Origin of the sequence: Paraburkholderia bryophila, assembly GCF_013409255.1 — a bacterium.
Classification (GTDB): domain Bacteria; phylum Pseudomonadota; class Gammaproteobacteria; order Burkholderiales; family Burkholderiaceae; genus Paraburkholderia.
The window spans coordinates 3,126,388-3,144,990 of record NZ_JACCAS010000002.1; the positions used below are offsets into that span (position 1 = coordinate 3,126,388).

Here is an 18,603-nt window from a genome sequence, read left to right on the forward strand (position 1 = left end):
CTTTCCGTGACAGAGCTTGGGCGAGTCGGGTAGCGCGCCGAGCGCGAAAAGCAGCCCAAAACCGGCCTGTACTTCAGTCAGGGCGGCGCGCTGCCGTTTACCTGAATGAGCGCCGCGATAAAAGGGGCGCTTGCACGAAGTGGAGATTTCGCAACAATTTGAGATATCGACGTGACACCCGATGGACGTGCAGCTAACGGCGTGTGAGGATTTCCTGAAGGCGCACGGGGGCCGTTGAAAGCCCTGACAAAGCGTCAAGAACAAAGCGGTTGGATCGAGTTGTCCGATTACTCGAGTGCAGGGAGATCATCATGAACAAGCAAGTGTTCGCGCTGGCTGTCTCCACCGCTTTGTCCGCCGCTTTTGCCCAGTCTGCCTCCGCGCAGACCAGTGTGACGCTGTACGGCGTACTCGATGAGGGCATCAACTACACCAATAATGTCGGCCGCGGCCACGTCTACGAACTGGCGAGCGGCGACGCGCAAGGCAGCCGCTGGGGCCTGAAAGGCGCCGAGGAACTGGGCGGCGGCCTGAAGGCGATCTTCCAGCTCGAAAACGGCTTCGACGTCAGCTCCGGACGCCTCAATCAGGGCGGCCGGATGTTCGGCCGCCAGGCCTTCGTGGGTATCAGTTCGGATACTTTCGGCAGCTTGACGTTCGGGCGCCAGTACGATTCGGTGGTCGACTACCTGGCGCAGACCACGGCCAACGGCAATTGGGCCGGCGAACTGTTCTCGCACCCGTACGACAACGACAACACCGACAACTCGTTTCGTCTCGACAACTCGGTCAAGTTCACCAGCCCGTCGATCTCCGGCTTCCAGTTCGGCGGCGTCTACAGCTTCAGCAACGACACCAACTTCGCCAATAACCGCGCGTACAGTTTCGGCGGCCAATATACGTATGGCGGCCTGCTGGTCGCCGCCGCTTATCTGCAGGCCGACAATCCGGGCAATGGCGCGAACGGCGCGATCACCGCGAACGACGCCAGCTTCATCGCCGGGCGCATGCGCGTGTTCGGCGGCGGCATCACGTACACGTTCGGTCCGGCGACGGCCGGCTTCGTTTATACCAACTCGAATTATCTGGATCCGACCGGCAACGGTTATCTCGGCATCACGCCGCTCGTGCCGCCGGGTATTTTGCTGAACTCGCTGAAGTATCAGAACTTCGAGGTGAACGGCAAATATCAGGTGTCGCCGATGCTGTTCGTCGGCGCGCAATATGTCTACACGATGGAAAGCTACGACGCGTCGAATGGCGGCGTGAAGCCGCGCATTCACTCGTTTGGTTTGATGGCGGATTACAACCTGTCCAAACGCACCGACGTCTACATTCAGGGCGAGTATCAGCAGGTGACGGGCGACTCGACCTACACGATTCTGGACGATGCGTTCACGCCCGGCACCCAGTCGCCTTCGTCGACGTCGAAGCAGGTCGTAGTGCGCGCGGCGATACGGCATAAGTTCTAGGCGAACGCAGGTGGCGATTGCGTGAACGGCTCAGTTCATCACGTAATGCTGAAACAGAATCCCGACTACCACGCCGACCGGAATGCCGAAGCTTCGGCCGCGCAGCGTCGCGCTTAAATCCTCGTCGAGGACGAAGCTGCAGCGGCGCTCGCGCCACACGGTTTTATACGCCAGTGGTTTCGCGCCGACGATTACGACGGCGATCAGCACCGTCACGACGACCTGCCCAAATGCGTGCAACTGGGCCGTGAACGGCGAAAGCTCGCCGGCATTGCATAGCAGCACCATGACGACGGCAGCGATCAACGCGCCGAAGAAAAAACCGTTGATGAACCGGTTTGCCGATTGAAGAGAATCCACTGCAACCTCAACGCGTTCGCCACCAGGATAAACGTGACGAACGTAAAAAATAGACGGACGGGAAGGGTGTTCGATTTAATCGACCCGCGACGCGTTGCAATCCAGCGCGAGGCGAGTCGTTTCGAAACGACCCGTCAGAATATTTTCTTTGGCTGCTGCTACCTAGCGTCCGTTTCCCAACGCCTCACGCGATAAGTCGGAAACGACCGCCGCAGAAATGGCCGCCTACTCGCCCAACAGATTCAGTTTCGCGTACTGCAGCAGCATGATCGTCTTGCCGTCGACGATCTCGCCGCGCTCGATCATCGCGAGTGCGTCGTCCACCGGCAACTCCAGCACCTCGATATCTTCGCCTTCATCCGCGATGCCGCCGCCTGCGCCGACCTTCGCCACCGCGTCGTATTCGGCGACGAAAAAGTGCAGCTTCTCCGTGACCGAGCCGGGGCTCATGAACGCTTCGAACACCTTGCGCACGTCGTGCACGCGGTAGCCGGTTTCCTCTTCCACCTCCGCGCGAATCCGTTCTTCGGGCGACGCGGCTTCCAGCAGCCCGGCCGGCGCCTCGATCAACATGCCGTGATGACCGTTGACGAACGCCGGCAGTCGGAATTGCCGCGTCAGCACCACCGTGCGGCGGCGCGGATCGTACAGCAGCAGGGTGGCGCCGTTGCCGCGGTCGTAGGTTTCGCGGCTTTGGCGCTGCCAGCTACCGTCGGCGCGTTGATAGTCGAAGGTGGTTTTCTTCAGCACGTACCAGTCGTCCGACAGCACTTCGACGTCGACGATACGGACCCGTCCGGCGGTTTGGTTCATGGCTCGCTTCCTGTTTTCATGCTTCCTGTTTGCATGGACAAAGGACAAAGCGGTCGGCACCGCATGCGAATCATGGTATCGTGCAGTTTCGTGCAAAAACAAGTGATTTCGTGCAATCGCGTTGAAATGCCCCTGACACCGACGAGACTCTCACCGTGCTGACTTCGCAAAGAAAACAACTGATCCTCGAGGCGTTGAAGCGCAACGGGCAGGTGATCGCCAAGACGCTGAGTGTCGAATTCGACGTGTCCGAAGACACGATCCGCCGCGATCTGCGCGAGCTCGCCGCTGAAGGCCAGCTTCAGCGCGTGCATGGCGGCGCGTTGCCGGCCTCGCCGGCGGCGGTGGATTTCGCCGGGCGCGAGCGGATCGAGTCGGTGTCGAAAGCGGCGATCGGCCGCGCCGCCGCGGGCATGATCGCGCCGGGCCAGATCGTGTTCGTCGACGGCGGCACGACGGCCGTGCAACTGGCGCGTCATCTGCCGCGCGACTTGCGGGCCACGATCGTCACGCATAGCCCGAGTATCGCGGTTGAACTCGCCGAGCACGCGCAACTTGAGGTCGTGATGATCGGCGGCCGTTTGTTCCGGCATTCGATGGTCAATGTGGGCGCGGCCGCCATCGAAACGCTCAGCCATATTCGCGCCGATCTGTTTTTCATGGGCGCGACCGGCGTGCATCCGCAAGCGGGTCTGAGCACCGGCGATCGCGAGGAGGCCTACGTGAAGCGCGCGTTCGCTGAGCATGCGGCGGAGACGGTGGTGTTGGCGTCGGCGGAGAAGCTGCATGCGGCGTCGGCGTACAAGATCGCGGACGTGACGGCGGCCAGTGCGATCGTCGTGGAACGCGGCACGGCCGAGGCGCTCACCGCGCCATTCGAGGCGCTTGGTATCACGATCGTGCGAGCGTAATTCATCGCGGTTCCAGCGCTTTTCGAAGGCATCCCATGCTGAATCCGTTATTTTCGAGATAGCGGACAAAATTTGACGCACCCTGCCACGAATCAGCGCGATAATCGCGGCCTTTGCCCTTCGCTGGGCAGACAAAAAGGCAACTCACGGTAGTTCAAAGGTCAATCAGATCGAATGCGGCGCAACCGGAACATGGGTCGTCGCAGATCGCCGGTACGCACGGGCGCGCATGAGCGCCTGTGGTTCGAACACCTCCTTCGTGGTTCCACTGCCGTCCCGCACGCGAGCGCCTGCGTGCGTGTCAGCTCGCGCGTCGTCGCGCCTGCGGCAGCGGGGAAGCAGGGGAAGCGCGCGTGTTCCGCCGACGGGTTGCCGCCGTGTTCACTTAAGGAGAAGTCCATGGGGAAACTCGACCTTTCGCGTCGTAGTTTTCTGAAGGCCAGCGTCGTGGCGGGTGTGTCGGTGTATCTCGCGCCGATGGGCAGCCGCGCATTCGCTGCATTGTTCGAAGAGAAAATTCTGACGCCGATGCAGTGGGACGCGGCCAACGGTCAGGCGAAATTCCGTATCGACGGTGTCGCCAAGGTGACCGGTGCGAAAGTGTTCGCACGCGACATTCGCGCCACCGACATGCCTCACTGGCCGCAGCAGCAGTCGCACGCTTTCATTCTGCGCACCACGCAGGCCGACCGTAGCTACGAAGGTTTCGACCTGTCGCTGCTGGGCGCCGATCTGCAACCCGACCGGGTGGTGACGGCGGCCGATCTGACGCGCGACGGCCTGATCTTCCCGGCCTTCTACGGCGACGACATGCTGCTGCCGCCGGGCAAGACGCCCGCGTACCTCGGCCAGGCGGTCGCGATCCTGATCTATCACGACTTCGCGCGTTTCCGCTTCGCGAAGAACACGCTGAAGTTCCAGGATCAGATCATCCGCTACGGCGCGCAGACGGGGCCGCTCGAACGCGATCCGTGGGGCACGTTCCGCTTCGTGCGGGTCGGCGGCAAGACGCCGTACGACGACGATGTCTTCTCCAGCCTCAAAGACGCGCCGGTGTTTCCGAGCATGATGCGCAAGCACAAGCCGGTGTGGCCCGACGGCGTCGAGCACGGCAAGCTGGACGAGCAGGGCATGTTCCACGCCGCGCAAATCCAGCAGAACCTCGATCACCCGTCGGCGGACTGGCTGGTGATAGAGCGCGAGTACAACACGCAGTCGATCGATACCGCCGCGCTCGAGCCCGACAACGCGAACTGCTGGTACGACGCCGCGACGCAATCGCTGCACATGGTGGTGCCGACCCAGGCGCCGTCCGAAGTGGTCGATAGCGCGGCCGGCATGGTCGCGAAGTGCGCGTTCCCGGTGAAGAATCTGTTCATTCACCCGTGCTACACGGTCGGTTACGGCTCGAAGGATCACTTCAACGTGCCGTTCTACGGTCTCGTCTGCGCGATGTATGCGGACGGCCGCCCCGTGCGTCTCGCCAACGACCGCTACGAGCAGTTCCAGACCTCGTTGAAGCGCCACGCGTTCAAGATGAACTACCGCATCGCCGTCGATAAAAAGACCGGTCTGCTGCAATCGTTCAAGGCGGAGATGGAAGCGGACGGCGGCGGGCGCTGCAACTTTTCGCCTTCCGTGGCAATGGTGGGCGCGACCGCCGCGCAGTCGATCTATTACTTCCCGAGCAACGATCTGTCGGCGGTGGCGATTGCGTCGCGCGCGATCGACGCCGGTTCCGCGCGTGGCTACGGTACGCTGCAGAGCATGGCCGCGACCGAAATGATGGTCGACGAAATCGCCGCGCAACTGAAGCTCGATCCGATCGATTTCCGCCTGAAGAACGCGTTGCGCTCCGGCATGAAGAACACGCAAGGTGCGGTGCCGGCCGGCGCGATTCGTGTGGACGATGTGTTGAACAAGGCCAAGGTGCATCCGCTGTGGGTGAATCGCGCGAAGCGCAAGGCCGAGTTCGAAGCCGCGCATCCGGGCAAGCGTTACGGCGTGGGTTTCGCGTGCGTGCAGAAGGACTTCGGCACCGGCGCGGAGACTTCGTTCGCGAAGGTCGAATTTAGCGCCGACGGCAAGATCAGTTTGCAGCACACGGCCGCCGAAATCGGCACCGGCGTATCGACCTCGCAGGCCGTCGCGGTCGCGAAATGGCTCGGCAAGCCGGCCACCGACGTCCATGTCGCGATCACCGACTGGCCGGATCTGCCGGTCGTTACGAGCGGCGATCCGTACATGATGTCGCAGTCCGATCAGGACAAGCTCGCGGCGAATCCGCGGTGGTCGCCGGGTTATGCGTCGCCGTCGAGCGCGACCAACTCCGCGTTCTATTTCACGCACAGCACGCGCGAAGCGGCGCGAGTCGTGTTCGCGCACGGTCTGTGGCCGGCGGCGATGGCGATCTGGCGTCAAGGCGGGGGCGGCGGTCAGGCCGCGCCGCTGGTGGTGCGGATCGAAGACGCGCGCTGGGTCGACGGCAAGCTGTCGGCGGCGGGGCTCGAGGCGTTGCCGTTCGAACAGCTCGCTAAGAAAGCGCACGAACTCGGTCTCGTGACCGGCGCGACCGTGCACGTGTTCAATCGCTGGCAATGGACCGAAGCGGACTTCGAGATCGACGGCGCCATCGAGCGCTTGCCGCTCGATGGCCTCGCGCTGCGCTACGGCGACAACGCCCCGGACGAGCGCAAGAAACTGCAGACCACGGCGAATCGGTATCGCGTGCTGGATCGTCAGCGCGTGTTCATTCCGCCGGTTCAGCGCAACAACGCGGCCGTGACGTACTACAGCGCGGTCGGCACGCTGGTCGAACTGTCGGTGCATGAAGCGAGCGGCAAGGTGGACCTGCTCGCGCATCACTCGATCATGGAGTGCGGCAATCAGATCTCGCCGCAACTCGTGTCGGGCCAGTTGCAAGGCGGTCTGGCGATGGGCATCGGCCACGCGCTGCACGAGTATCTGCCGCTGTACGAAGACGGTCCGGGCAACGGCACGTGGAACTTCAACCGTTACCACTTGCCGCGCGCGACGGACGTCGCCGTCTGGACCCAGACCGGCGAAGTGTTGCCGCCGCTCACCGAGACCGATCCGCCGAAGGGCATTGCCGAAGTGGTGATGATTCCGGTGGTCGGCGCGATCGTGAATGGGATCGCGCATGCGATCGGGCATCGGTTTACCGATCTGCCGGTTACCCCGCAACGTATTCAGGAGGTGCTCGCATGACGGCCCCCAAGCAAGATTTGACGAACGCCGCGAGCCAGACGGGTGGTGCGGCGGTGGCTTCTGGTGTTGTCGCCAGTGCGCCGGCCGCTGCGTCAGCGGCTCCGGTCGCTGCTGCGTCCGCATCCGCCGGCGCTGCCGCCAGCGCGCCCGCCGCCGCTGCGGTCGAGCGTCCGTTGACGCATTTCCGCACGCTGCCGCTGTCGATCAAGGTCAACGGTGAGATCGTCGGTCCGACCGACGTGCCCGCCGGACTCATGATGATCGACTACCTGCACGAGTATCTGCATCTGACCGGGTCGCGTCTCGGCTGTGGCCAGGGCGTCTGCCACGCGTGCGTGGTGATCGTCGACAAACCGGACGGCACCAGCGAAGAAGTGCGCACCTGCATCACCGGTGCGAATTTCTTCCACGGCAAAACCATTCGCACGATCGAAGGCCACGCGAAGCGCAACGACGCGGGCGAGGTGATCGGCGTGTCGCCGATCCAGCAGAAGTTTCTCGAGCACTTCAGCTTTCAGTGCGGCTACTGCACGCCGGGTTTCGTCAACGCGGCCACGGTGTTGATCGAACGTCTGCAGCGTCAACCGGTTGCCAAAGACAAGGTCGAAGCGACCATCACCGAAGCGCTGAACGACCACATCTGCCGCTGCACGGGTTACGTGCGCTACTACGAAGCCGTCAAGGAAGTCGTGCTGACGACGCCTGGCCTCGTCAAGGAAGCCGCATGATGCGCCGCCCGATCACTCTGCGCCGCGCGCTGCTTTTGCTCGGCGCGACGCTCGCGTTGAGCGCGTGCGGCAAGCACGACGATTCCGCCGCGATGACCGCCGCCGCGTTGGGGCCGCAGTCCACCGCCGCCGATCCGCTCGCGCGCGGCCGCTATCTCGTGAAAGCCGCCGATTGCGCCGCCTGCCACACTACCTCGGACGGCGCGCCGTTCGCCGGCGGCGTGAAACTGGCTTCGCCGTTCGGCACTTTCTACGGCACCAACATCACGCCGGACAAAGCGCACGGCATCGGCAGCTGGAGCGCCGACGATCTTTACAAGGCGCTGCACGACGGCGTCACGCCGACCAAACAGTTGTATCCGGCGATGCCGTACACGTCGTACCGTCAGTTGTCGCGCGCGGATAGCGATGCGATCTACGCGTATCTGATGGCGCAGAAACCGGCCGCCGTGCCGAACCACGAACCCGAACTGTCGTTCCCGTTCAACCTGCGTTTCGGCGTGCGCTTCTGGGACTGGGTGTTCCTGAAGGACGCGTTGCCGGATGCGTCGAACCAGGCGTCGGCCAAGGGCGCTGCCGCCACCGGCACGGCGGACTGGTATCGCGGACGTTATCTGGCGAGCGCGCTCGGCCATTGCGCCGAGTGCCACACGCCGCGCGGCAAGTTCGGCCAGCTCGACGGCGCGAAGCCGCTGGCGGGTGCGGCGCTCGGCCGGATCGCGGCGCCGGACATCACGCCGCACGGTCTGGCGGCGCGTGGCTGGACCGCCGCCGACCTGCAGACGTTCTTCGCCACCGGCATCGCGCCGCAAGGCTCGGCGTTCGGCGAGATGTTCCCGGTCGTGCATCTGAGCAGCCAGTACATGACGCACGACGATCTGCGCGCCATGTCCACCTACTTGCTCGGCGATCAGCCGCCCGCGCCGCAACAGTTGCAGTCCTTGCAGTCAGGTTCGGCCGATGCCGCTCAGCTCGAAGCCGGACGCAACGTGTATCTCGCCGTGTGTGCCGGTTGTCATGGCATCAACGGCGAAGGCAAGCCGCACGTCGCGGTGCCGATGCACGCCAACTCGACGCTGCGTCAGAGCGATGCGCACAACCTGATCGTGGCGATGCTCGACGGTCTCGGCGCGCAGGATTTCCCGGGCCTCGAACGGATGCAGGAAATGCCGGGTTTCGCCACGCAACTCAGCGACGAAGAACTCGCGCAGCTCGCGAACTATCTGCGCGCGACGTGGGGCGGCCAACCGGCCGACGTCACGGCAGATACCGTAAAAGCGTTGCGATGAAGTAATGGCGCGGTGAACTCGACCGCGCCGACCTGCTCAAACCGTATCGCGTCGCCGGCTGGCGGCGCGCCTTACGGTTCGCCATCGATCAGTCTGGTTTCTTCCACGGAGACTTCATGAGCAATGTGAGCAATCGCGCGACAGAGATTCTTCCGCACCACAGCTACGTTCATTCACTCGGCGCGCCGCTCGCCTGTGTGCAAGGCACGATCAGCAAGGTATTCCCCAGCCCGGACAATCACCACGGCGCGAATCATCAGCAATTCGTGATCAAGATCGACAAGGTGCTGAAGTTCGAAGGCGGCACGGAGAATCTGGTGGGCACCGAAGTGTTCGTCGCCGTGCGTTTCGGCGACGACGAAGGTCTGGCGCACGAGATCCCCGGCTTGCAGGCCGGTCAGCCGATCGAGGCGCAAGGGGAATATATTCCCGATTCCACCGCGTATCCCACCGCCGACAACAACAACCCCGTGCTGCCGGTATTGCATTTCACGCATCATCCGGTCGGCTACGTGCGCTACGACGGGCAGTACTACAGCTAAGCCCGGTCTTCCTCGACGCGCGGACGGACATCGCGCCGTTCGCCTGCCGGCACGCTCATCTTTGCCCGTTCCCCGTTCCTGTTACGTCTTTTGCGCAGTGAAAACGATTCAAGTTTTCGCGGCGCTTTGCCGTTAAAGCAAAAGTTACCGACTGATTGCCGAGGTGTTGCCGTTTCCGTTGCACGCGCAACGATGTCCTCGATACCGCGGGTAAGGTTTGTATCAGATTGTGTGGAGCGGGGCGTTTTCTGCAAAACGCACTTTACAATTCCGCTGGAATTTTAATCGGCAATCTGGCCCTTTTCGCAGAAGATCGGCTGTTTTGGGTGAGTCCACGTCGTATGGACTTCCGGACATCGGGCGATGACAAAGGGTTGGGTTGTTCGGCAGGACATGGGATGGGCGTCGCGCGAGGCGGCCTCGCCGTGTCGCGAAGATAGGCCGCGCGGCGTAGGAACGCGCGCATCGCACGCGACGAGGCGTGCATCCGGTCCGCCATAAAAAAGGCAGGAGTCGGACATGGTGGAAAAGCGTTTCGACAGAACAATCAAGGCCAGTCTGGCCGGCGTGTGGGTCGCGCTGGCCGTCAGCGGTTGTGCGAACGTCGGGCAGCAGGGCGCGCAGACCGGCGCGGCGCCGGATACGACGGCGGCTTCCGTGGCGCCGGCGGCAAATGCGTCGGCCGCAACGGCGGCGAGCGGCGCCCAGCTGAAGATTGGCGCCGATGCGGGCGCGCCGCTGAAGAAATCGCCACCGCTGGTTTATCGCGTCAAGCGGGGCGATACGCTGGCGCGTATTGCGCAGCATCATCATTGCAGCGTCAGGCAGTTGCAAGCCTGGAACGGTTTGAAAACCAGGTCGCGTTTGAAGCTGGGGCAGGTGCTGCATGTGGCTTCGCCGGAAACCGTGCGGGCCGTGAATGCGGCTAACGCGGCGGCGGCTGCTTCGGCCAAGACGGCAGCGGCTTCGGCGCCTGCTACACCGGTGGCGCAGCAGGCGGGCGCTTCGACGAATTCGGCTACGGCGAGTGCTTCGGTTGCGGCAGCCGCATCGGCAACCCAAGCCACTCAGGCAAGCCAGGCGAGCCCGGCCACCGCCGCACAAGCGGCCTCAGCCGCGCCGAGCGCCGCCGAGGCACGCGAAGTCGCGCAGCAAACCGCGCGGCACGCGAACGGCGTGGCGCTGGCATGGCCGGCGGGCGGGCGCGTCGTCGAAGGATTCCAGGCGGGCGAGACGCGCGGCATTGAAATCGGCGGTAAGCCGGGCGATCCGGTGCGTGCCGCCGCCGACGGCAAAGTGATGTACGCTGGCACCGGCCTGAATAGCTACGGCAGTCTGATCATCGTCCAGCACAACAAGGACTTTCTGACCGCTTACTCGCATAACCGCAAGCTGCTGGTCAAGACCGGCGACATCGTCCGCCAGGGGCAGCAGATCGCCGAGATGGGCGACGAAAACAACTCGCGCGTCTCCGTGGGTTTCGAGTTGCGGCGCGACGGCAAGCCGATCGATCCGATGCCTTATCTGCCGCAAGGGCGCGGCTAAGCCCGCGTCTTTACGCGAACCCGCGCACCGCTCAACTGCATTCAACTTTGGCGGTGCAAGGGCGCGGTTAAACCCGCGCCCTCAAGCGACCCAGCGCAGCGCCGCAGCGACGATCGCTTCCGGCGCGTCTTCCTGCATCAGGTGGCCGGCGTTCGGCACCGCCTGAAAGCGTGCGTTCGGCATCGCCGCAGCCAGTTGACGGCCGCGCGCCAGCGGAATCCACTGATCCTCTTCGCCCCACAGAATCTGCACCGGGCAGCGCAGTTGTGCATAGCGCGCTTCGACCTCGTCGGTATAGCGCTGATCCATCTGCGCGATCTGCCGGTAGAACGCAGCCTGTCCCGTCGCGCCGAGCCACGGCGTCACATAAGGCGCGAGTTCGCCGTCCGGCATCTCACGCGCAATCGCGCCGCGTAGATACGCTGTCACCACCGCTTCGTGGATGTAAGGCGGCAGCCCGGCAAACGCGTCGCCGTGCTCGCGCACGTGGCGCACGAAGGGCGACCCCCACGGCGCCACCGCAACCGGATCGATCAGCGTGAGGCTGCGGTACTCGCAACCATCGATCAGATGCGCGCGCAACGAAGTCGCACCGCCGAAATCATGCGCGACCACGTCCGGCTTCTCCAACTGCCAATGCGCGAGCAAGGCCGCCAGCAGCACGTTCTGGATGCCGAGCGAGACGTCTTGCGCCTCGCGTTGTTCGGATTGGCCGTAACCGAGCAGGTCGTAGTAGTAGACCGTGTGGTTTTGCGCGAGATGCGGCGCGATGCGATGCCACACATACGAAGAAAACGGCGTGCCGTGAATCAGTACCAGCGGCGGACCCGTGCCGGTTACGTTGAAGCGCACGGTCTGATCGCGGAACGAGTAGCTTTCGGGGAGCGGCCAGTTTTGCATGGCAGTGAATGTCGCAAGAGAGTTCGCTTACCTTAGCAGGGCACCGCGAAGCGCGCTGATCGGGTTTTCGTAGCGGCAGGCGTGCGGTTCCCGAAAAAGCTCACCTTGAGTTTATTCAGCAAAGCCAGGCAAATTCGATTTTGAGTGGGTCGCCGGCCGATTCAAATCGCAAACAACACACGCCTGCGACGCCCACTCTTACGAATCGCGCATAAATCGGCCTGAAATAAGGGCTTTTCGCATCTGCTGAATACCGGAAGCCTGGTAATTCCTGATAGCTGCCGATGGTCGTACTCAATCCGACCACGCTCAGCCTATCAAAAAGCGCACTTCTCAATGGTGAGGAAATTCGGGAGCCGACGGCGCGCATCGCGCATTCGAGCAAGCCGGCGCGCGTCGACTCACGCCGGCCTTAAAAAAACATCACAGCCAACCGCTCACTTCTCCGTCACCCCACGCAGCAACTGCGCCACCTGCCCATGGTGATGCAGAATCGCCGGGTCGGCCTGCAACAACGGCAGATAGCGCGGCAGAAAAATATTGTTCGGCGCGTCGGGCGAGAAAAGTCCCGTGACCGCTTCGGCTGCGCCGACCCGGTCGGCGGTGTCGGCTTCCTTGTCGTCGAGGATTTCGTCGACGCTCGCGATCACCGTCGAGAGCGGCGTGAGCCAGCGAAACCCCGAGCCGTTGATGAGCACTTGCAGAAACGCCGCCGGCGTCACCGGACCGAATTCCTTTTCATACGCCGCGCGTTCGTGGTCGAGAATCGCTTTGTGCAGAGACAGCAGAGGTCGGCGAATATCCGAGAGGAATTGAGTGCATTGCTGGTCGTTCATCGTGCTGCTCCTTCGGAGTGTCAGGCCGGATCGCATCCGGCATTCGGGTATTCAGGTATTCGGGTACATGCAATCGTTCCAAACCGGAACCATGCTAGCAAAATCGGCGGCCCATGACCGCTAAAGCATTTCAACGGGCCACGCGCGCGTGGGGGTCGCTGCGAAATTATTTATCCGCGACTACAATTTGCCGATCATCGCCGACGCGTTCGCGCCCTGCATCGAATGCCTGTTTGAACTGAACGCGAGCCGCCGCGCGTATTAGTCCGGCTTATCGAATAAACGCGGCAAGGCTCACCGTTTTGGTTCGACGTCTCTGTCTAAACAGCCTCATCAACAATAAACCCCACTCGGAGCCGCTCAATGACAACCCTGAATATCAACGGCGAAACGCATACCGTCGACGCCCCACCCGACATGCCCCTGTTGTGGGTCTTACGCGACCTCGTCGGTTTGACCGGCACCAAGTTCGGTTGCGGCATTGCGCAATGCGGCGCATGCACCGTGCATCTCGACGGCGTCGCGGTGCGCTCTTGCGTCTTGCCGGCCGCCGCGGTCGGCGACCGCAAGATCACCACCATCGAAGCGGTCGGCAGCACGCCCGCCGGCCAGAAAGTGCAGCAGGCCTGGCGGCAACTGGACGTGGTGCAGTGCGGCTACTGTCAGTCGGGGCAGGTCATGTCGGCGGCTTCGCTGCTCACGAGCAACCCGAACCCCAGCGACGCGGATATCGATGCCGCCATGGCCGGCAACATCTGCCGCTGTGGGACGTATAACCGCATCCGCGCGGCGATCAAGCAAGCCGCGAAGGGAGCCTGACATGTCCCAGGGATTGCTCGATGCAGGCAACGGCGCACAGCCGTCCGGTGCGAAGGCGGGGCGCGTGTCGCGCCGCACGTTTCTGAAATTCGGCGTGACGGTGGGCGCGGCGGCCGGCGGCGGTTTGCTGCTCGGCTTCAGCCTGCCGGCGGCCAGCCAGGATCAGAAGGCCGGTAAATCGGTGATTGGCGGCGATGGGGTCGAGACGCCGCAAAGCGGCGTGTTCGCACCGAACGCGTTCATCCAGATCGACACGGCGGGCAAGGTCACGCTGGTGATCCCCAAGGTCGAGATGGGCCAGGGCGTCTACACGTCGATCCCCATGCTGATCGCCGAAGAGCTCGAAGTGCCGCTCGATTCGGTCACGGTCGATCACGCGCCGCCCAACGAAAAGCTCTTCATGGACCCGCTGCTCGGCGGCCAGTTGACCGGCGGTTCGACCTCGATCCGCTACGCGTGGGAGCCGATGCGCCGTGCCGGCGCCGCCGCGCGCGTGGTGCTGATCCAGGCGGCCGCGCAGCAATGGCAGGTCGATCCGGCGAGCTGCCACGCACAGGCCGGCCAGGTGATCCATGCGGCCAGCCAGCGCAGCCTCGGTTACGGTCAATTGGCGGACGCCGCGGCCAAACTGCCCGCGCCGCAGAACGTGCCGCTGAAGAACCCGAAAGACTTCAAGCTGATCGGCACGTCGCCCAAGCGTCTGGATTCGCCGGAAAAAGTGGATGGCACCGCCCTGTTCGGGCTCGACGTACGCGTGCCCGGCATGGTCTACGCGGCGATCGCGAACTGCCCGGTGTTCGGCGGCACGCTCGCGAGCGTCGACGATACCAACGCGAAGAAGATTCCCGGTGTGCGCCAGATCGTCAAGATCGACAACGCGGTCGCGGTGATCGGCGACCACACGTGGGCCGCCAAACGCGGCGTGCAGGCGCTCGACATTAAATGGAACGAAGGCGCGGGCGCGGCCATTTCGATGCAGCAGATCGTCGGCGATCTCGCGACTGCATCGGAACGCAACGGCGCGGTGGCGCGGAAAGACGGCGACGTCGGGAAAGGGTTTTCGGATGCGAAGACCCGCGTCGACGCGGTGTATCAGCAGCCGTTTCTCGCGCACGCCACCATGGAGCCGATCAACTGCACCGTGCACGTACGCCCCGACGGCTGCGACGTCTGGCTCGGCTCGCAAGTGCCGACGCGGGTCGTGGATGCCGCGGTGGCGGTCACGGGTTTGCCGGCCGACAAGATCGTCGTGCATAACCATCTGATCGGCGGCGGCTTCGGCCGGCGGCTCGAATTCGACATGGTCACGCAGGCGGTCAAGGTAGCGAAACAGGTGTCGTCGCCGGTGAAGGTGACCTGGACGCGCGAAGAAGACATTCAGCACGACATGTACCGGCCGTACTACTACGACAAGATCTCCGCCGGTCTCGACGCGAACGGCAAGCCGATCGCGTGGCAGCACCGGATTGTCGGCTCGTCGGTGATCGCGCGCTTCGCACCGCCCGCGTTCAAGAACGGCATCGATCCCGACGCGGTCGAAGTGGCCGCCGACCTGCCGTACGACCTGCCGAATCAACTGATCGATTACGTGCGCCAGGAACCGCACGCGGTGCCCACCGCGTTCTGGCGCGGCGTGGGTCCGACGCGCGGCACCTTCGTGGTGGAGAGTTTCATCGACGAACTCGCGGCGCAGGCCAAAGTCGATCCGGTCAAATATCGCCAGGATCTGCTGGGCAAGACGCCGCGCGCGCTGAACGTGCTGAACGTCGCGACGCAGTCGGCGGGCTGGGGCAGTGCGTTGCCGAAGGGCCAGGGCCGCGGCGTGTCGGTCATGCATGCGTTCGGCAGCTTCTTCGCGATCGTCGTCGATGTGGCGGTGGATCAGGGCGAGGTCGCGGTCAAGCGGGTGGTGTGCGCGGTCGATTGCGGCATGGTGGTGAATCCGAACACGATCGAAGCGCAGGTGCAGGGCGGCATCATCTTCGGGATCACGGCGGCGCTGTACAGCGAGATCACGATCAAGGACGGCCGCGTCGAGCAGAACAATTTCACCGACTACCGGATGCTGCGGATCGACCAGACGCCGCCTATCGAGGTGCATATCGTGAAGAGCGGGGAGGCGCCCGGCGGCATCGGCGAACCTGGCACGGCGGCGCTCGCGCCTGCGCTGACCAACGCGATCTATGCGGCCACTGGCAAGCGCCTGCGGCACTTGCCGGTCGGCAGCCAACTGCAAACCGCCTAACCGGAGCCCGATCATGAAAAACACACTGAAGGGTGTCGGCGCGGCGTTGTGCGTCGCGTTGCCGTTGCTGGCGCTCACGCAAGGCTCGGCCTATGCCGCCGCACAACCCGCCGATCCCGCACTGGTGCAACGCGGCGCCTATCTCGCGAAGGTCGGCGACTGCGTGGCCTGCCACACCGCGCCGAAGGGCAAGCCGTTCGCGGGCGGCCTGCCGATGACCACGCCGATGGGCCAGATCTACACCACCAACATCACGCCCGATCCGAAGACCGGCATTGGCGGCTATACGGAGGAAGACTTCGCGCGAGCAATGCGCGAAGGCGTCGCGAAAGACGGCCACAACCTGTATCCGGCGATGCCGTATCCGTCGTATGCGAAGGTCAACGACGACGACATGAAAGCGCTGTACGCGTATTTCATGGGCGGCGTGGCGCCAGTGCAGCAGGCGAATCGCGAAGCGGACATCAAGTGGCCGTTGAACATGCGCTGGCCGTTGAAGTTCTGGAACATGGTGTTCCTGGAGAAGGGCGCCTATCAGGACAAACCGGGCAAAGACATGGCGTGGAATCGCGGCGCGTACCTGATTCAGGGCCTCGGCCACTGCGGTTCGTGCCACACGCCGCGCGGCATCGCGTTCCAGGAGAAGGCGCTCGACGAAAGCGGCAGCGCGTTCCTGACCGGTGGCCTGCTCGACGGCTGGTTCGCGGCGAATCTGACCGGCGAGCACAACGTCGGGTTGGGGCGCTGGAACGATCAGGATCTGCAGGCGTTCCTGAAGACCGGTGCGAATCGCCATGCGTCGGCGTTCGGCTCGATGACCAGCGTGATCAACAACAGCACGCAGGGCCTGAACGACACCGACATCGCCGCGATGACGACGTATCTGAAGTCGTTGCCGCCGGCGGGTGGCAGCAATGCGCCGCCGTACGCGTACGATCCGCAGGCCACCAAGGTATCGCTGAACCGTCCCGCGAACGACGCCGGCGCACGCGTCTACACCGCGTATTGCATGCACTGTCACGGCGTCGACGGACGCGGCTTCGCGCCGATGCTGGCGCCGCTCGCGGGCAATCCGAACGTGCTCGAGAAGGACCCGTCGTCGCTGATCAACGTGACGCTGAACGGCACGGAAGATCTGGTGATCGGCGGCATTCCCGCGCCGTATCCGATGCCGAAGTACGCGCCGGTGCTCAACGACCAGCAGATCGCCGACGTGCTGAGCTTCGTGCGATCGGGCTGGAACAACGGCGCGCCGACGGTGAGCGCGGCCGAGGTGGCGAAGTTGCGGAAGTCGACGCAGGCGGCTCGATAGTTATACGGGCTTCACGCTGAACGCTCAACGCTGCGAAAGTTGGGCTGCAAAAAAAAGCGGTAACCGTGTTCGCCACACGGTTACCGCTTTTTGCATTGAAGCCGCTGCGTCAACGAAGCATCAACGAAGCCCCAGAAAACTCACCGATGCTGTCCCACCTTCTGCCGTTTCTCCAGCACCCGCGCGTACCACGTCAACGGAAAACACATCGCGAAGTAAATCATTGCGACCATGCCGTAGATCGGAAACGGGCGGAACGCGGCGTTGGTGATCATCGAGCCGGTCTTGGTCAATTCGGTGAAGCCGATGATCGACGCCAGCGCGGTGCTTTTCACGACCTGCACGAGAAAACCGACCGTCGGCGCCACCGCGATTTTCAACGCCTGCGGCCAGACGATATAGCGCAATTGCTGGCTGAACGTCATGCCGAGACTCGCGCCCGCGGCCCACTGACCGCGCGGCACTGCTTCGACGCAGCCGCGCCAGATGTCGACCAGATACGCGCTCGTATAGAGCGTGAGCGTGACAGCCGCCGCGACCCACGGCGAGACGTCGACACCGAGCAGGGGCAAGCCGAAGAACGCGAGGAATAGCTGCATCAGCAGCGGCGTGCCCTGAAACACTTCGACGTAGACGATCACCACGCGCCGCAGCCAGGCAATCGGTGACACGCGCATGGTGAGCAGTATCAGCCCGACGATGCCGCCGCCGACGAACGCGATCAACGACAGCAGCACCGTCCAGCGCGCGGCGAGCAACAGATTACGGGCGATGTCCCACAGCGTGAATTCGACCATGATCAACGCTCCGTGGGCAGAGTGCGGGCGCCGCGCCACATCAGGCGGTCGCGCCAGTTACGCGGCGCGTTGCCGCTGCCATGGCTGTTGCCGCGGGCGGCCCGGCCCGCGAACAGGCCGCGCCCGAAGCGGTTGAGCAGTTGCCGCAAGACGATCGACAACACCAGATACGTGATCGTGATGATCACGTAGCTCTCGAACGAACGGAAGTTACGCGACTGGATGAAGTTGGCCGCGTAGGTGAGATCGGGCACCGAGATCTGCGACACCACCGCCGAGCCGAGCATGACGATCAGCACCTGGCTCAGCAGCGCGGGAAACACGTTGGCGATTGCCTGCGGCAGCACCACGAAGCGGAACACCTGGCGACCCTGCAGGCCGAGCGCTTGCGCCGCCTGCACCTGGCCGCGCGGAATCGAATCGATACCGGCGCGCACGATCTCGATCGCGTAGGCGCCGAGATTGACGGTCATGGCCAGAATCGCGGCCTGCACTTCGTCGATATGAATGCCGAGGCTCGGCAAGCCGAAGAACACGAAAAACAACTGCACGATGAACGGTGTATTGCGGATCAGCTCCACATAACTCGCCACGACCCAGCGCGCCCATTTCGGCCCGGCCACCGCGATGCTCGCACCGCCAATGCCGACCAGGCCGCCGAGCACGGTGGAGACGGCGGTGAGCCCGAGCGTGACGGCGGCGCCGCGCACGAGCATCCCCGCATAGAGGCCGAAGCCGCTGAAATCGAACGCATAAGTCATGGCGTGGCGCTCATCGTGAGGTCAGACTCCGCCGCGTTTCCAGGC

16 protein-coding genes are annotated in these 18,603 nt (G+C 63.7%); 10 read left to right on the forward strand and 6 right to left on the reverse strand.

Features of this window, described 5'->3' with window-relative positions:
- Positions 1-311 precede the first annotated feature (311 nt).
- A complete protein-coding gene (locus GGD40_RS34910) occupies positions 312-1,472 on the forward strand; it encodes a porin (protein ID WP_179746787.1) in 1,161 nt (386 codons plus the stop codon).
- 30 nt (positions 1,473-1,502) lie between these two features.
- Here the strand turns inward: GGD40_RS34910 and GGD40_RS34915 are convergent, their stop codons facing one another.
- Together GGD40_RS34915 and GGD40_RS34920 are read right to left on the reverse strand one after the other, a co-directional pair.
- A complete protein-coding gene (locus tag GGD40_RS34915) occupies positions 1,503-1,832 on the reverse strand; it encodes a hypothetical protein (protein WP_179713798.1) in 330 nt (109 codons plus the stop codon).
- A 225-nt stretch (positions 1,833-2,057) separates the two neighbouring features.
- Positions 2,058-2,645: an NUDIX domain-containing protein gene (locus GGD40_RS34920; protein WP_179713797.1), complete on the reverse strand. Its 588-nt coding sequence runs from the start codon at positions 2,643-2,645 to the stop codon at positions 2,058-2,060.
- A gap of 155 nt (positions 2,646-2,800) precedes the next feature.
- On the opposite strand from GGD40_RS34920, the gene GGD40_RS34925 reads away from it, so the two are divergent.
- The 6 genes from GGD40_RS34925 to GGD40_RS34950 all read left to right on the forward strand — a co-directional run bounded on the left by GGD40_RS34925 (position 2,801) and on the right by GGD40_RS34950 (position 10,888).
- Entirely contained in the window at positions 2,801-3,556 is a 756-nt protein-coding gene (locus GGD40_RS34925; protein ID WP_179746788.1) for a DeoR/GlpR family DNA-binding transcription regulator, read from the forward strand.
- 399 nt (positions 3,557-3,955) lie between these two features.
- The gene (locus tag GGD40_RS34930) at positions 3,956-6,784 is read left to right on the forward strand and encodes a xanthine dehydrogenase family protein molybdopterin-binding subunit (RefSeq protein ID WP_179713795.1); all 2,829 of its coding nucleotides are present in this window, start codon (positions 3,956-3,958) and stop codon (positions 6,782-6,784) included.
- A complete protein-coding gene (locus GGD40_RS34935; protein ID WP_179746789.1) occupies positions 6,781-7,512 on the forward strand; it encodes a (2Fe-2S)-binding protein in 732 nt (243 codons plus the stop codon). The genes GGD40_RS34930 and GGD40_RS34935 overlap by 4 nt, the downstream gene beginning before the upstream one ends.
- On the forward strand, positions 7,509-8,801 hold the full coding sequence (locus GGD40_RS34940) for a cytochrome c (protein ID WP_179746790.1): 1,293 nt from the start codon (positions 7,509-7,511) through the stop codon (positions 8,799-8,801). Before GGD40_RS34935 ends, GGD40_RS34940 begins: the two co-directional genes overlap by 4 nt.
- Before the next feature lie 116 nt (positions 8,802-8,917).
- On the forward strand, positions 8,918-9,343 hold the full coding sequence (locus tag GGD40_RS34945) for a DUF3465 domain-containing protein (RefSeq protein WP_218901391.1): 426 nt from the start codon (positions 8,918-8,920) through the stop codon (positions 9,341-9,343).
- A gap of 519 nt (positions 9,344-9,862) precedes the next feature.
- Complete coding sequence (locus GGD40_RS34950) at positions 9,863-10,888, forward strand: peptidoglycan DD-metalloendopeptidase family protein (RefSeq protein WP_179746791.1); 1,026 nt, start codon at positions 9,863-9,865, stop codon at positions 10,886-10,888.
- A gap of 81 nt (positions 10,889-10,969) precedes the next feature.
- Here GGD40_RS34950 and GGD40_RS34955 read toward each other — a convergent pair whose 3' ends face one another.
- Both GGD40_RS34955 and GGD40_RS34960 read right to left on the reverse strand, forming a co-directional pair.
- The gene (locus tag GGD40_RS34955) at positions 10,970-11,788 is read right to left on the reverse strand and encodes an alpha/beta fold hydrolase (protein WP_179713793.1); all 819 of its coding nucleotides are present in this window, start codon (positions 11,786-11,788) and stop codon (positions 10,970-10,972) included.
- Between the two features lie 437 nt (positions 11,789-12,225).
- Complete coding sequence (locus GGD40_RS34960; RefSeq protein WP_179746792.1) at positions 12,226-12,624, reverse strand: hypothetical protein; 399 nt, start codon at positions 12,622-12,624, stop codon at positions 12,226-12,228.
- A 363-nt stretch (positions 12,625-12,987) separates the two neighbouring features.
- Here GGD40_RS34960 and GGD40_RS34965 point away from each other — a divergent pair, with 363 nt between their 5' ends.
- The 3 genes from GGD40_RS34965 to GGD40_RS34975 are packed head-to-tail and all read left to right on the forward strand — an operon-like array spanning position 12,988 to position 17,000.
- On the forward strand, positions 12,988-13,443 hold the full coding sequence (locus GGD40_RS34965; protein ID WP_105509735.1) for a (2Fe-2S)-binding protein: 456 nt from the start codon (positions 12,988-12,990) through the stop codon (positions 13,441-13,443).
- Position 13,444: 1 nt separating this feature from the next.
- Entirely contained in the window at positions 13,445-15,688 is a 2,244-nt protein-coding gene (locus tag GGD40_RS34970) for a xanthine dehydrogenase family protein molybdopterin-binding subunit (protein ID WP_179746793.1), read from the forward strand.
- Between the two features lie 13 nt (positions 15,689-15,701).
- Positions 15,702-17,000, forward strand: coding sequence for a cytochrome c (locus GGD40_RS34975; protein WP_179746794.1), 1,299 nt, complete (start codon positions 15,702-15,704; stop codon positions 16,998-17,000).
- A gap of 140 nt (positions 17,001-17,140) precedes the next feature.
- Here the strand turns inward: GGD40_RS34975 and GGD40_RS34980 are convergent, their stop codons facing one another.
- Complete coding sequence (locus tag GGD40_RS34980) at positions 17,141-17,797, reverse strand: amino acid ABC transporter permease (RefSeq protein ID WP_179713788.1); 657 nt, start codon at positions 17,795-17,797, stop codon at positions 17,141-17,143.
- A gap of 2 nt (positions 17,798-17,799) precedes the next feature.
- Positions 17,800-18,558, reverse strand: coding sequence for an amino acid ABC transporter permease (locus GGD40_RS34985; RefSeq protein WP_179746795.1), 759 nt, complete (start codon positions 18,556-18,558; stop codon positions 17,800-17,802).
- Positions 18,559-18,603: the final 45 nt, after the last annotated feature.

Bases quoted from the DNA above. Each gene is read 5' to 3' on its own strand.
- GGD40_RS34910 (WP_179746787.1), top strand. From the start codon at position 312: ATGAACAAGCAAGTGTTCGCGCTGGCTGTCTCCACCGCTTTGTCCGCC.
- GGD40_RS34920 (WP_179713797.1), bottom strand. From the start codon at position 2,645: ATGAACCAAACCGCCGGACGGGTCCGTATCGTCGACGTCGAAGTGCTG.
- GGD40_RS34930 (WP_179713795.1), top strand. From the start codon at position 3,956: ATGGGGAAACTCGACCTTTCGCGTCGTAGTTTTCTGAAGGCCAGCGTC.
- GGD40_RS34935 (WP_179746789.1), top strand. From the start codon at position 6,781: ATGACGGCCCCCAAGCAAGATTTGACGAACGCCGCGAGCCAGACGGGT.
- GGD40_RS34940 (WP_179746790.1), top strand. From the start codon at position 7,509: ATGATGCGCCGCCCGATCACTCTGCGCCGCGCGCTGCTTTTGCTCGGC.
- GGD40_RS34945 (WP_218901391.1), top strand. From the start codon at position 8,918: ATGAGCAATGTGAGCAATCGCGCGACAGAGATTCTTCCGCACCACAGC.
- GGD40_RS34950 (WP_179746791.1), top strand. From the start codon at position 9,863: ATGGTGGAAAAGCGTTTCGACAGAACAATCAAGGCCAGTCTGGCCGGC.
- GGD40_RS34955 (WP_179713793.1), bottom strand. From the start codon at position 11,788: ATGCAAAACTGGCCGCTCCCCGAAAGCTACTCGTTCCGCGATCAGACC.
- GGD40_RS34960 (WP_179746792.1), bottom strand. From the start codon at position 12,624: ATGAACGACCAGCAATGCACTCAATTCCTCTCGGATATTCGCCGACCT.
- GGD40_RS34965 (WP_105509735.1), top strand. From the start codon at position 12,988: ATGACAACCCTGAATATCAACGGCGAAACGCATACCGTCGACGCCCCA.
- GGD40_RS34970 (WP_179746793.1), top strand. From the start codon at position 13,445: ATGTCCCAGGGATTGCTCGATGCAGGCAACGGCGCACAGCCGTCCGGT.
- GGD40_RS34975 (WP_179746794.1), top strand. From the start codon at position 15,702: ATGAAAAACACACTGAAGGGTGTCGGCGCGGCGTTGTGCGTCGCGTTG.
- GGD40_RS34980 (WP_179713788.1), bottom strand. From the start codon at position 17,797: ATGGTCGAATTCACGCTGTGGGACATCGCCCGTAATCTGTTGCTCGCC.
- GGD40_RS34985 (WP_179746795.1), bottom strand. From the start codon at position 18,558: ATGACTTATGCGTTCGATTTCAGCGGCTTCGGCCTCTATGCGGGGATG.